Source organism: Phenylobacterium sp. CCH9-H3, from assembly GCF_001557235.1.
Taxonomy (GTDB): Bacteria; Pseudomonadota; Alphaproteobacteria; order Caulobacterales; family Caulobacteraceae; genus Phenylobacterium.
Genome location: NZ_LSJI01000125.1, coordinates 46,854 through 59,835 on the forward strand (window position 1 = coordinate 46,854; position 12,982 = coordinate 59,835).

A 12,982-nucleotide genomic window follows, 5' to 3' on the forward strand; every position below is an offset into this window, starting at 1 on the left:
GAGGTTGAGACCATGATGATGAGATCTTTCGCGAGCTCGAAGGCGGCGCGCGCGCTGGAGTGCCTGGCCGTCCTGGTTCTCGCTTCGTGTATGGGGTCGGGCTCCGGGCATGCGGCGGTCCGCCCGGCAACGCCGGACACCCTTGGCAAGGTCCTTGCCGAAGCGAAGGGCGGCGACACCATCGTGCTGGAGCCTGGCGAATACGCCGGCGTGCGGTTCGGCAAGCGCGAATTCCAACCTCGCCTCGTCATCGACGCACGCGAAGCGCGACTCTCCGACTGGTGGTTCCGGGGGGTCAGTGGGGTGGAGCTTCGGGGAGGCGTCTATCGCCTGCCACCGATGGTGATCAGCCCGCGCAACGGCCGAAAGGACTATGGCAGAAGCCTGCGGATCGACTCGTCGCGGAACGTCCGGGTCACCCAGGGCCGGTTCATCGGCCCCTCCGCGACAGGAGAGAACACCCTGCCCTATGGCGAGGGGTATGGGATCTTCATGGTCGGTGGCTCCGACATCGAAATCACCGGCAACGTCCTGGCAGGCTACAAATCCGGCATCGTGCTGACCCGAGTGGACGGGTTCAAGCTGCGGGAGAACACCTTCACCGAGATGCGCTCCGACGGCATGCAGGTCGCGGAGAGCCGCAACGGCCTGATCGAGGCCAACACCTGCGACGGCACGCGGATCCGCGAAGGAGAACACCCCGACTGCATCCAGATGTGGTCGCGGCCCACCTCCCCGCCGACGGCCGACATGGTGATCCGCGGAAATCGGATCTTTGGCAGCACTCAGGGGATCGGGATGTTCAACCACGTCCGCAATGGCGTCGACGACGGTGGTTTCGACCGCATCACGATTGAGGACAACGAGATCGAGGTCGGCTACCCCAACGCCATATCACTGAAAAGCGGCCGCGACTCGATCGTGCGCAACAACCGCGTTCGCACCCTCAAGGGTGCGAAATTTATCGCGACCATCAATGTCGGGCCCGGCGTCGCCCGGTGCGGCAACACCGTGGCCGCAAGCGGCGGACGACGGGGCGAGACCGACCCCAAATGCTAGGACGTGGGGTGGACGGGCGCCGTCAGGCTCTGTGCTCGGTGCTGAACTTAGCGTCGCCGGTGTAGATCGCCCCGGTGCGGGAGGCGGCGTCAGAACCAAACTCGACGTCCAACGCCGGGGTCCACGGCCTCCAGCGCGTGAGCATGAAATAGAGGCGCCACTTCAGATTGTCCGCCACAATGATGTCCGACTGGTTCTGACCGTGGTTGATGAGGTAGGCAGCGCCCATCTCTTCATACGACACGCGCCAACCCCGCCTGGCGAAGAACTCCGGCAGCAGATAGTGCCGTGTCTCCGCGTACTGGTGGAACACGGGCGGATTGTCGGACAACGGGACAAGGGGAAGCTCGTCCTCGGTCCAATTCACGGCGACACACGAACCGCATTTCTTCCAGAACCGGCTGAGCGGCTGGGCCATGCCGCGCCGAACGTCGAGGCGATATCCGTTCCGCACGACAACCGCTTTGGTCTCCGCCGCGGCGATGCGCTGGGCCAAGGTGCGGGACACCAGGTCGTCAGCGTCGAGTATGAAGAGCCAGCCTCCGCCGTGCTTGCGATGCGCGGCGCCGATCACCTCCAGCTTGCGCATGCGATCGATCTCCTGCTCCCACTGGAACCGAGGGATATCGAAGTTGGCGGGAGCCACCGTTACGCGGGGATCGCGGATCTCATCGATCTCCGGTGGCTCGTGGCAGGCGACGATCACCTTGATGTCAGGCGCCGACTGGTTGAACACCGAACGCAGGGTGTTGGCGAGCAGGCGCTGCGCCGCCGGCCAATCCCGCGCGACGCGGCGGCTCAGTAGCGGAATCCCGAAGGTGATCGTCGGCATATCAGATGTCCGATGTGGTGCGTTGCGGGATACGAGGGTGGAGCATGATCAACTCCGCCGAAGAGGCAGGAAACGCAGGAGCAGGCCAGCGCCATCCCTGACCGCCTTCTGCTCGCGCACGGCCAGCAAGACACTTGCCACGGCCGTTCCAACGGCGCCCGCGATCCACAGAGGGGCGAGACTCCACTCCACGCCGCCCGCAACAGAGGAGATCGAAATGCAGACGAGAACGTAAAGGCCGATCCGGTCGAAATCCAGGAGCAGCGGCGCCTGCATGCCCCTGTTGACCAGCAAGGCGCCGACGACGAGCGCGATGAGTTCACCGAGGATGAACCCAAGCAGGATGAGCTCCAGCCGCCGGAAGATCAGAGCGGCTGCGATGCCGGCCGGCACGGCCAGGAGCCGGGCCAGATTGTTGATCAGGACCACGTTGCTCCGCCCGATCCCCAACGCGACGGTCACCGGCCAGATGCGCATGAACCGGCTCGTCTGGAGCACGCCGATCAGCGCCACCACCAGCAAGCCGTGCGCGAACGCCGGGCCGAACAGAAACACGGTCGCGAAGGGCGCGACGACCGTGAACCCCGCGACGATCAGGACCGAGATCAGCAGCACGAAACCGCCGAGGTCACGGGCGGCGTCGCCGCCCTCCCCGCGGCGCTGAGCCGCCACAAGCGGCATGAACATGCCGCTCACAAACCGCTGGAGCGTGCTCGTCGGATAGAAGATCAACATGAGGATCGACGAGTAGCGGCCAAGTTCCTCCACGCCGAGTTCGCGTCCGATCACGAGCCTGTCGCTCTGGGACCCGAAGAAGAGCAGCAGGCCGTTGAGCATGAGCGGAAAGCCGAAGACGAAGAGCCGCCGGGCATGGGCCTTCGCAAAGCCGAGGCTATAGCCCCGTTTGGCCGTGAGATGCGACAGGAGGACCAGGATCACCGATCGGATGACGAGGCCGAAGATGATCGCGTAGTGGTTCTTGAGGACGAACGCGGCCACGCCTGTGCCGATCAGGCTCGCCACCTCCGCGCCCAGCAGGGTCACGGACTCGGATCGGAAGTCGTGATGCCGCTGCTGGCGGCGCAGGTCCAGGTGGACGAAGCCGGCGATGAGCGGGACCAGCGATAGCGCCATAAGCGCGGTCGCCAGTTGGGGCTGCCCGTAGAAGGCGGCGATCGGTTGGCCCAGCAACACGAGCGCGACAGCCGTCAGAACACCCCGGCCGGCCGACACGAGCTGGACCAGGCGCTGGACCTCCGGCTCATCGCCCTTCGGGTCCTGCACAAGAAACCGGTCGGCGCCGCTGTCTGTGATCGAGTCGAAGAACTGCGCCGTCAGCAGCAGCGTCACGATCAGGCCGAGCTCGGCGGGTCCCAGCATCCTCGCAAGGATCGTGTACCGAACAAGAGCGCAGACCTGCGCGCCGATCATCGCCAGAGCGTAGGCGCGCGCGCCCCGCCGACGAACATCCTGATCTGCTGCTGAGGTCAAATCCTACCCACCCAAGAGGCTCCGGCGACATACTGTACGCCGGCGCCTGTGCAAAGCGTGTCCGGCCGCGGCCTGGGAATGACTGCGCCTGACGCTTCGCTTGCGTGCAGCCTGTCCTTGCGCAGCTTCTCGAACTCAGGCCAGCGCAGCGATCCACTCGGGCGTCCCGCGGCGCCCGGCGAGGCCGGCCAACCACCCCTGAAGTCCGTAGCCCATCTGCGCCCAGGCCCGGTGCCGGCCAAACCGGAAGACGATCAGCGCCAGCGCCGCCAGCGCCGCAAACGGCAGCATTCCGGGCGCGCAATCCCGCGTCAGCAGTATCCGATTTCGCTCGCTGAGATAGATCGGCGTCTTCGGCTTGGCGTGGATCCCGTTGTACGAACCGGTCGTGGTCCCGGCGTGGTGCAGAACCCGCGCCCCAGCGGCAAAACCCAGGCGCATACGCCGGGCGGCGGGACGCAAGAACCACTCCACCTCCTCGCAGTACAGAAAGTAGTCCTCCTGCATCGGACCAACTTCCTGCAGGAACCTGCGGCCGAGGAACATGCTAGCCCCGTTGAGATAGTTCTGTTCGCGCTCGATCCGCGCGGCATCGACGGCGGCCGTAGCGCTTTGGCCGTACCCGATCGAGACGGCGCGAGCGAACGGTGTTTCCCATCGCCCGCCGTAGGACTGAATCATTCCGTTTGGGAGGTAGATGGCGCAGCCCACCGCGTCGCAGTCGCCAGCCTGGAGGCGCCTGACGCTCTCCGCCATCGCCTCTGGTTCCGCTTCGGTGTCGGGATTGAGCACCCACACCGCGTCGGCGTTGGCGGCGGCCGCTAGGCCAAGGTTCACACCCCCTCCGTAGCCGAGGTTGTGCTCAGCCAGCAACACGCGGAGCCTCTGTCCGCCGCCCAGCTTCTCTGGCAGCCTCCGCTGGAGTTCGGCGTGCGCGTCTCGCCCACCATTCTCGACGATCACGATCTCGAAGTCCCGATGCGACGAGCGCGCCAGAGCCGCAACGCATCGGGAGACGTCGTCGGGATTGCGGAAGCCCACGACTACGACGGCGACATGCACGGCAAGGCTCTCGCGTGGAATTCAGAAACCAAGGCGGTCGCCCGCCTCACCTGGGAGAAAAGCGCCACGATGGACGCCCCGCTGCCCACAAGACCGTCCGATCTCACGTCGCCGCCCAGTTCTGCCGATCGGCCGGCGGGCCACATCTGCCGGGAGATCACCTGCGGCGCATTGAAGGGCGGCGACCCTCCACCCGCCTTCCCGGCAAAGGCCCGGGCCGGGGCCTTTTATGCCGGGGGAAACGCGGCGCGAACAACGTGCCGACGATCGTCACAGCCACGATCCCTCCGAACATGATCAGGGTCGAGTACTGCTCCATCGATCAGGTCGGGCGCAGCGCCGCGAGCTCGTTCGAGAGTTTCGTCCCCACGAGCGCCGGGCGCGCCCCTCCGGACGCGGCGCGCAGCAGGTCCGGCACGAACCGCTCGAGCACGGCGAAGGCGCCTGCAGAATCCCCCAGCGCCGAACACCGTACGAGAATTCCGTCGGGGACGTAGCCCTCCATGGCGTTGGCCAACCGGTCCGCCCGCTGCTGTTCGCCATCGCGGGGGAGGCGTTCTCCGAGCCGCGACCAGTAGATGATGTTCTCACGGCGCTCTTCAGTCGTCGCGATCACGCGACGGGCGGGAAGGGAAGCCCGGCCGCCCAGCGCCACATCCAACGGTTCGCTGAGCTCGATCGTGAAGCCAACAGCGGGATAGCAGCTCTCCGGACGGTGCAGCTGGAGAAGGTCGCTCTGGGTGTCACCATAGGCCACAAGCAACATCACCTCCGCACCGCTCGTCTGGTCGAGGTAGGTGCGTTGCACGATTTCGCTGTAGAGCGTCTTCGCGAGCCGTCCGGCCTGTTCGGGCGTCACGAGGCCCGACGCCGTCTGGGACTCCCATTCGCCGAAGGTGGCGGGGAGCGCTTCTTCCAGGGTCTGCCCCTTGAGCAGAATGAGCCGCTTGCGCGGTTTCAAGCCTTCGGCGAGAGCCAGGGCGCCGACGCCGAGGCCCGCAAGCATGACGTCTCGCCGCCTCATTGCGCGGGCTTTCTTTCTGCAATGTGGAGGAACTTCGAGGCGATGCTGTCGATCGCGAACATCAGGCCCAGCGCCAGGGCGAAGAGGAAGAGGCCGGCGGTCACGTGCAGGAATCCCTGCCCCACAGCGTCCCCAAAATAATAGGTGAGGAGGATCAGCGTGATGATCCGCAGCACATTGGCGACGATCGCCACCGGGATGATCAGGCACACCAGGAAGACGGAATAGCGCCAGCCGGCGTCCCTAAGGAGGTAGATGTAGAAAAGCGTGATGGCGATGAGGCCGATCAGCGAGTTCAGGCCCGAGCAGGCATCTTCGACCAAGAGCTGATAAGGCCCGACCGTCATCGTCACCCCTTCGCGCAGGATCGGGATGCCGAGGGGTTCCACCAGTGCGGCGGACATCCAGGACACGAGCAGCTTGAGCGGCGCCGTGAATTGGTCCAGCGCCCAACCCGGAATCGGCAGCAACAGGGCGAGATAGACGAAAGGAAACCAGTTCCGAAGCATCGGCTTCAGACCGAACCGGTCGTACAGCGCCGCCAGGAAGAAGCCGTACAGGCCCGCCGTCTCGAGGCTGATGAAGTCATAGGCGCGACCGAAGACATACAGCGCCAGAGCTCCAAGCGATGCGATGATCGTCAGCGCGAAGTAGGACTTCTCAGCCTCGGCCTTCAGATAGGGAATCCGCCGCCAGAGGATCCAGGCGCCTGTGGCCAGCACGATCGGACCGTGGGCGCCGAATTCGCGGGACCAGACCTGCTGCCCAAGCCGTATGACGGTCGGAAGCGCCGCAAGGCCCGCAATCACCAGCGGAAGATAGGGAAGCAGGACGGCCTTGGGATCAGGGATCCGACTCTGGTCAGTCGTCGAGGTCATAAGGCCAGCTCGTTGAGAACCGAGCCCACGACCCGGCAGCCGTCCTCCTGGAGCTCTGCAGACAGAGTGGACACCTGGGACATCAGCGTTGCATTGCGCTTCGCGACAATCAGGGCATAGCCCACGACCCTTGCGATCCGCCGGGCGTCGGCAAAAGACTTCGCCGGCGGTGAATCGAAGATGGTCAGCTCGTAGTCGCGAAGGCAGACTTCGGCGAGACGCTTGAACCTCTCGTCGCCTAGCAATTCCTGGGCGTTGTCCGCCCGACCGCCTGAATACATGACCGACAGGTTGGGAAGCACGTCCGCATGGACGAAATCAGCCGTATCGCGCACGTCCGCTTCGATACATTGCTTCAGACCGACCGGCGCCTCCGGCGGCTGCACGAAGCGTTCGATCTCCGGATCACGCATGTCCGCGTCAACGAGTAGCGTGGAAACCCCGACCTGCGCGAATGCTACGGCTAGGTTCGCAGCGATGAAGGAGCACCCGGCTCCTTTGTCCGGGCTGCAGATCGCGAGCCCCCGGCGCCCGCCCTCGAGATGCCTGGCCAGGATATGCGTGCGGATGGTGCGGACGGCCTCGACTTCCCGCGGCCGCTCGCTCGCCAGGACAACTAGATCGCTTGAGAAACGATACCGGCGTTCATCGCCCGCCGCACCTGCCCGGCCTCGGTCATCCAAAGGGTCGGACGTGGCTGCGAGCGCGTTCGATGTCGCGGTCATGCTCGACTCAACTTGATGCCTCGGCCCCGACGACCGAGGAGTTCCTTGATGGGCGCCCCGATCCGGGACCGTGTTTCGCCGAGCGGACTCTGCAGGATCGCAAGCACCGGCGCATCGGCCGCCTGCTGCAGATCGTCCGCGCTACGGATCTTCCGGCCGAAGAGCTCCAGCAGCAACGCCATGAACAGTCCGAGGCCCGCGCCCGCGGCCGTGGCGCCGCCGACCATTAGCGGCTTCTTCGGGAATACCGGGAATTGCGGCGTCACCGCACCTCCGAGTTCCGTCACGCCGCTTTCGACGACGTCGGCCTCCTGGCGCAGCTGGGCCGATCGTGCGACGGCGCGATTGTACTGGTCCCGCCGAAGGCTGATCTCGTCCTGCATGAGTCGCAGCCGCTCGACCTTCTCCCGCTGGGCCATCACCTTGGCCTTCTGCTGCTCCATCAGGCCGGCGGTGGCCTGCGCCGCTGCGCCTGCCGCACCGGCGGCCATGGCGGCGGCTCTCTTTTCCTGGGCGGCCTGCTGGACGAGGACCTCGCGCCTGCGACGCATCTCGATCAATTGAGGGTGGTTCACACCCAGCGTCTTTGAAGCGGTCGCGATGTCGACGTCCAATTGGGCGAGTTGGGTCGCGGCGACGCCGTTGTCCTGGACCATGGGCGCGAAGATCGGGCCACCAGCCTGCTGGGCCAAGGCGGCGAGACGCGCGCTATCGATGTCGGTGCGGTCATCCTGCAGGACGATGCCGGTTTCACGTTCATACTTGGACTTCACGGCTTCGGCCTGCACGAGCAATTGGCGCGCCTTGGCCGCCTGACCGTCGTACCAGTCGGCGTTACGCCGCGCCGCCTCGCGCCGCGACTGCAGCGTCAGTGCGAGATACGCCTTGCGCAGCGCGTCCGCCACCTGCTTGGCGCGGGCTGGCGACTCCGACGTGTAGCTGATCTCGAGGATGTTGCTGCCCTCGATCAGACGCGCATTGGCGCCGTCCATAACCTGCTGGGCCGCCCACCGCTGGAAGGTGCGGTCGTCGGTGGACTTGCGGTCCTGATATCGCCGTTGCCAGGCCGGATCGCTTTCCCATCCCAGGTCCTGCACAACCATGCGCGCGACCTGTTCGTCCTTCATCAGCTCGATCTGGGTCTTCGTGTAGGCGCGAAGAAAGGCGGTCGCCATCACCTGCCCCGTCACCGGGTCGGGCTTCACGACGTCCAGCATGATGCGGGACTGGGCGACATACTTGGGCGTGACCAGCTGAACGACCGTGATCCCGGCGACGGCGCAGATCAGCGTCGACAGCAGGATCACCAGCCGGCGGGCCCAGATAATCCTGATGAACTGGATGAGGTTCATGAAGAACTCCCGCGATCAGGCTTCAAAACAGCCGCTCACCCACGACCATCACGTCGCCGGCCTGCACATCGCCGGCGAGGTCGAGCTTGACCTTTTTGCCGCCCCGCGTGGCCGTCACCTTCTTGTCGGAGCCCTGCTCCGTGAGGCCCCCGGCCTTCGCGAGCGCCATGCGCACCGTCATGCCCGTCTGGATCGCGTAGGCGCCCGGGCTGTTGACCTGCCCATAGATGTAGAAGACCTCCGCCTGCGGGCTGAACAGCTTGTCGCCCGGTGCGACGTAGGGATCACGCGACAGGTCGCCCGTGGCGAGATCGCGGATCAGCAGGCGCTTCTCTTCACCGGCCGCCGAGGTGACGATCAGGTAGTCCGCCGCGCCGTCGCGAACGCCGCCGACGCGGGCGAGGATCTCCGAAAGCCTGTAGGGTCGGTTGATCGGCACTAGGCCAGGCGAGCCCACCGCGCCGAGCACAGTGACATAGCGACTGGCGTAGCCGACGACTTCCACCGTGACCACGGGGTCGGCGAAGAAACCGCCCGTCTGTAGAGCCTTGCGCACCGTCTCCGAGAGCTCGGAGGTGGTCCGTTCCGCCGCCTGCACCTTGCCGATAAAGGGCAGTTGGATGGTGCCGTCGGCCTGGACGCGGGCGCGCCCTCCGAAGTCATTTCGGCCGAGCAAACCGACCTCGACCACGTCATCCCGGCCCAGGACATAGGCCGAGGAGGCCCCTTCGCTGACGGACGTCGACGGTGAAGCCGGCGCCGGGGCCGCCTGCGCTGCGGCCGAAGGCTGCGAGCCCACGGGCGGCGGCTGTTGGGCCGACGCGGGCCCGCCGACCAGCATGGCGAAAGCGCCAGCGAATGCGATGATGCAACTGCGGATCGTCATGGCGTTCATGTCGGCTCTCAGAAGTTCGCTGCGAGGGTCACGCCGACCCGTACGGCATTGTAGTTGAAGCTGGGAACGTCGGTCTCGCGATCATCGTACCGCACGTCCATAGCAACGGAAGCGTGTTGATTTTGTGTGTAAAGGATCGTGCCGGCGGTCGAGTAGGTGCGCGACTTCGTGACCACGAGCCCCGGCAAGGCAGTATCCCGGTTGGACTTGGTGTCTACGACGGCTTGGGACAGGCTCACGCTGAATCTGGAGCCCAACTTGTATCGGGCTCCGATGTCGCCGCGGGTGGTCACGTCGTAGAGTTTCCCTGCGGTCGCGGACGGCTGGAAAGCCCTCGACGCATTCAGGCTCAGCGTCAGGCGACTGCCAGCCCGGTAGGTCGCTGCGCCGTTGTAGGTCGCGCCCGTGATCTTCAGGGGCGCGCCCGGCGGCGCGAACTCGCGCGTCAGCCGCATGGCGCCGGCAGCGGCCAGGACATCCAGCCGCGAGCCAAACTTGCGCTGCACGTTGACGCCCGCCGACTCCACGTGAAAACCATCGCCGACCGGCCGGCCGATGATGATCCGATTTGGCTGCTCCGTCTCGGAGTAGGAGTAGTATGCGCTGATCGTCCCGAGCGTGGGGTTTCGATAGCCGAACGAGGTCGAGACACCCGCGGTCGTGGAGTCGGAGACCTTCAGCGTCCGCGCGGAATTCTTGACGTCGCTTCGCTGCACCGCGAGCCCGACGGTGGGCCCGACGCTTCGCCCGCAAGTGACGCCAGCGGTGAAGCTCATCGTCTTCTGAAGGTTCTTCACGGTCGTGAGATCCACGTCGCCGAGGTCGCTCTGCGCGGCGCGGAACGATGCGGTCCCAGTCTGAGCGCAGGGACCCACGGCGCCCAGGCCGCCCACCGTCACGTCATAGCGGCGACGGTTCAGGTCATCGTTGCGGCGGTAGAAATCATAGCCGGCGGCGCCGTTTATGAAGACCATCTGCCGGCCGAGCGGCTGAACGATCGACGCCGTCGCCTCCGGCCTCAAGACGTAGTCCGACCTCGAGAGCTCCCGCGCGCCGGACAGGGCGACCGACGAACGCGACACGTTGGAATCGTAGAACGCGGCGACCCGCGCGCCGATTTTGAACTCCCGCGCCGCGCCCGGCTGAGGGGCAGCGCTCTGCGCATGCGCAGCGGTGCCGGCGCACGCCGCGGCGCTTACCGACGCGAGTAGCGCGTAAGTCCTCAATCGCATGAATTCTCCGCGGCGCCCTTCGCTCACACCTCGTCCCTAACTAGCAGCTAACCCAATCAACTGCCTAGCGTGGTTCACAACCGGCTACGACGGCCCTGCAGCACGCGTCGTATAGTGCCGAAGAGATTCTGAATGGCCTCTGAAGGCCTTGCGCGCCGCGCGGCGGCGGCCACGCCGAGGCCCGCCATCCGGGGTCGTGCCTGCAGGGTTAGCGGGAGAGCGGCGGTACGCGCCAGCACGAGGCGCTTACGGCGCGCCTGGGCGGGCTGCATGCGCTCGACGTCGTCGATGGACGCCGCCCGTACGGCCAGGACCCCGGCCTCGAGCGCCGACTCCAGCAGACCTTCTCCGACAGGCGTCCGGCTCATTATGAGGCTGCGCCCGGGCTCCTCCGAGAAGGACGGGTAGCCATCCTCGTCGCCATGCCATGCATCGGCGCAGGCGATATCGGCGGCCCCACCGACGGCGTCCGGGCAGATCTTGCACCGGAACTGAACTTCCTTGGAAAGGTGCGATCCCCAGCTCTCGGCATAGGTCATCTCGCCCCGCCGCGTCGGCGTGGCGGCCACGCAGTTGCCGGGCCAACCCCGGCCGCGGTAGCGGAATTCCGTCACCTCCGACGGTTCCAGGCCCATGGCGGCAAGTATCCGCCCTGCCCCGGCATGGCTGGGCACGCCACCGCAAAAAAATGAGATCATCAGCGGAAACTGTCGGCCGACCCGTTCGTCGATCCTGGCGAGGCGCCGCAAAGCCGAAACGTCGCAAGGCTTGCCGACGAACGCCAGCCGCTGGCCGCTCTCCAGGCAATCGTCGATCACTTCCAGGGGCGACGACGGCGCATAGCGCGACCCGGACCTCGCGATCACCTCCGCTCGGGTATGCGAGATCGCGGTGACATTCCGCGCCGGGTGATCCGGATCTGGCGCGACGTGGACCACTCCTTCGATCAAGCCAGACTGAAGGGCGTGCGCGAGCAGCGCCGTGATAACCCCGCCCGACGAACCCTCGAAGCGGATGGTCTCGTCAAGCGCGTGGCCTGTAAGCACACGTCGCCAGGGCCCCCAGTAGGGGTCGATCCGCTCGCCCGACCAGGGTTCCACCACGGCGCCCGCGCAGGCGGACGCGATCTTGCGTTCGCCGGCTGGCGTCAAGCCGCCGGAGGTCGCAGGCCGGTTGTAACCTGGCGGGTCGGCCTGCATCCGGATGGCGCCGTCCGAAACGCCGGCGCACAGGCCGCATCCGGAACAAAGCTCACCTTTCAGAACCCGATCGACCGTCGGCGAGCGCGTCAGTTGCCTGGGGGCGTGCATTCCGCTTCCAAATCCATGATTGCCTGGCCAAGGCAAGCGACGCGGCAGCCGCCTTCAGCAGTTCTTTACCGAACGCGGTCCGTTAGCTACGCCACCGCTATCGAGGAGTCGTAAATGTCAGCTCAACGCGATGGCCTCGGGGTCGAAGCGCCAGCCCCCCCCGGTCCGTTGAGAATCTGCCTCGCGGCGTCCGGCGGCGGACATGTCCGCCAACTTCTCGATCTCCAGCCGGTTTGGGCGGCCGGAGACCATTTCTTCATCACCGAAGACACGGCGCTAGGCCGGAGCCTGAGCTCCGACCATCGCACCTATTTCGTGCCGCACTTTGCGTGGGGACAAGCCAAGCTCGGCGCGCCGTTCCGGATGCTTGGCCGCGCCCTGCAGAGTTTCGTGACCTCCGCGAAGGTCATGCTGCGCGAAAGGCCGGACGTCGTCATCAGCACGGGCGCCGGCGCCGTAATCTTCGCGGTCCTGTGGGGCCGGCTCATCGGCGCCCGGGTGATCGTCGTGGAGTCCTTCGCACGTTTCGAGAAGCCCTCGCTGTTCGGACGGATGGCGGCGCCGCTGGCGCATGACATGGTGGTCCAATCGGAGAAGGTCCTGCCCTGGTATCCAAAGGCGCAGGTCTTCGACCCATTGCGGATATTGGATGACGTTCCGCCCTCCAAACAGCCGATCCTCTTCGCCACCGTAGGCGCGACCTTGCCTTTCGAGCGGCTGACGAACGCCGTCGTCGAGGCAAAGACTGCGGGCGCTATCCCCGAGAAGGTGATCCTGCAGACCGGCCAAGGCGTGGCGCCGCACGCGAAAATCGAGTCCCATGAGACTCTCGACTTCAAGGAGGTGCAGGCGCTGCTACGCGACGCCTCGATCGTCGTCTGTCACGGCGGAACCGGCTCGCTGATAACGGCCCTGCGCCAGGGCTGTCACGTCATCGCCATGCCGCGGCTGTCGACCCTGGGCGAACACTACGACGACCATCAGGCCGAGATCACGGAAGCCTTCGAGAAGCGGGGCCTGATCCAGGTTGCGAACTCGACGGAAGAGCTGTGCGCCGCTCTGGAGGCTGAGGATCGGCGTGCAATAGGCACCCCCTTCGTGGGGTGATCGGCGTGCAAAAAG

At 65.9% G+C, this 12,982-nt stretch carries 12 protein-coding genes; 2 read left to right on the forward strand and 10 right to left on the reverse strand.

The annotated features are described in order from the left end of the window. Positions 1-90: 90 nt before the first annotated feature. Complete coding sequence (locus AX721_RS12645) at positions 91-1,059, forward strand: right-handed parallel beta-helix repeat-containing protein (protein WP_197422549.1); 969 nt, start codon at positions 91-93, stop codon at positions 1,057-1,059. A gap of 22 nt (positions 1,060-1,081) precedes the next feature. Here AX721_RS12645 and AX721_RS12650 read toward each other — a convergent pair whose 3' ends face one another. The 10 genes from AX721_RS12650 to AX721_RS12695 form a co-directional block, all read right to left on the reverse strand. Continuing rightward, on the reverse strand, positions 1,082-1,891 hold the full coding sequence (locus AX721_RS12650; RefSeq protein ID WP_068876367.1) for a glycosyltransferase family A protein: 810 nt from the start codon (positions 1,889-1,891) through the stop codon (positions 1,082-1,084). 48 nt (positions 1,892-1,939) lie between these two features. Next, a complete protein-coding gene (locus AX721_RS12655; protein WP_255373644.1) occupies positions 1,940-3,382 on the reverse strand; it encodes an oligosaccharide flippase family protein in 1,443 nt (480 codons plus the stop codon). Positions 3,383-3,517: 135 nt separating this feature from the next. Beyond that, a complete protein-coding gene (locus AX721_RS12660) occupies positions 3,518-4,444 on the reverse strand; it encodes a glycosyltransferase (RefSeq protein ID WP_068876369.1) in 927 nt (308 codons plus the stop codon). 322 nt (positions 4,445-4,766) lie between these two features. Beyond that, positions 4,767-5,450 (reverse strand): exosortase-associated protein EpsI, V-type, encoded by a 684-nt coding sequence (gene epsI, locus AX721_RS12665; RefSeq protein WP_197422550.1) that lies wholly within the window; start codon positions 5,448-5,450, stop codon positions 4,767-4,769. A 14-nt stretch (positions 5,451-5,464) separates the two neighbouring features. Beyond that, positions 5,465-6,346, reverse strand: coding sequence for an exosortase (xrt, locus tag AX721_RS12670; RefSeq protein ID WP_068876371.1), 882 nt, complete (start codon positions 6,344-6,346; stop codon positions 5,465-5,467). Further along, positions 6,343-7,071: a CpsD/CapB family tyrosine-protein kinase gene (locus AX721_RS12675; RefSeq protein WP_068876372.1), complete on the reverse strand. Its 729-nt coding sequence runs from the start codon at positions 7,069-7,071 to the stop codon at positions 6,343-6,345. The genes xrt and AX721_RS12675 overlap by 4 nt, the downstream gene beginning before the upstream one ends. After that, positions 7,068-8,423, reverse strand: a complete 1,356-nt coding sequence (locus tag AX721_RS12680; protein ID WP_068876373.1) for a Wzz/FepE/Etk N-terminal domain-containing protein — start codon at positions 8,421-8,423, stop codon at positions 7,068-7,070. The genes AX721_RS12675 and AX721_RS12680 overlap by 4 nt, the downstream gene beginning before the upstream one ends. A 22-nt stretch (positions 8,424-8,445) precedes the next feature. Beyond that, the gene (locus AX721_RS12685; protein ID WP_068876374.1) at positions 8,446-9,318 is read right to left on the reverse strand and encodes a polysaccharide biosynthesis/export family protein; all 873 of its coding nucleotides are present in this window, start codon (positions 9,316-9,318) and stop codon (positions 8,446-8,448) included. Between the two features lie 8 nt (positions 9,319-9,326). Then, the gene (locus AX721_RS12690) at positions 9,327-10,550 is read right to left on the reverse strand and encodes an outer membrane beta-barrel protein (RefSeq protein ID WP_082769848.1); all 1,224 of its coding nucleotides are present in this window, start codon (positions 10,548-10,550) and stop codon (positions 9,327-9,329) included. A 74-nt stretch (positions 10,551-10,624) separates the two neighbouring features. After that, on the reverse strand, positions 10,625-11,860 hold the full coding sequence (locus AX721_RS12695; protein WP_068876376.1) for a Coenzyme F420 hydrogenase/dehydrogenase, beta subunit C-terminal domain: 1,236 nt from the start codon (positions 11,858-11,860) through the stop codon (positions 10,625-10,627). A gap of 114 nt (positions 11,861-11,974) precedes the next feature. On the opposite strand from AX721_RS12695, the gene welK reads away from it, so the two are divergent. Next, on the forward strand, positions 11,975-12,967 hold the full coding sequence (gene welK / locus AX721_RS12700) for a beta-1,4-glucuronosyltransferase WelK (protein WP_082769849.1): 993 nt from the start codon (positions 11,975-11,977) through the stop codon (positions 12,965-12,967). Positions 12,968-12,982 lie beyond the last annotated feature (15 nt).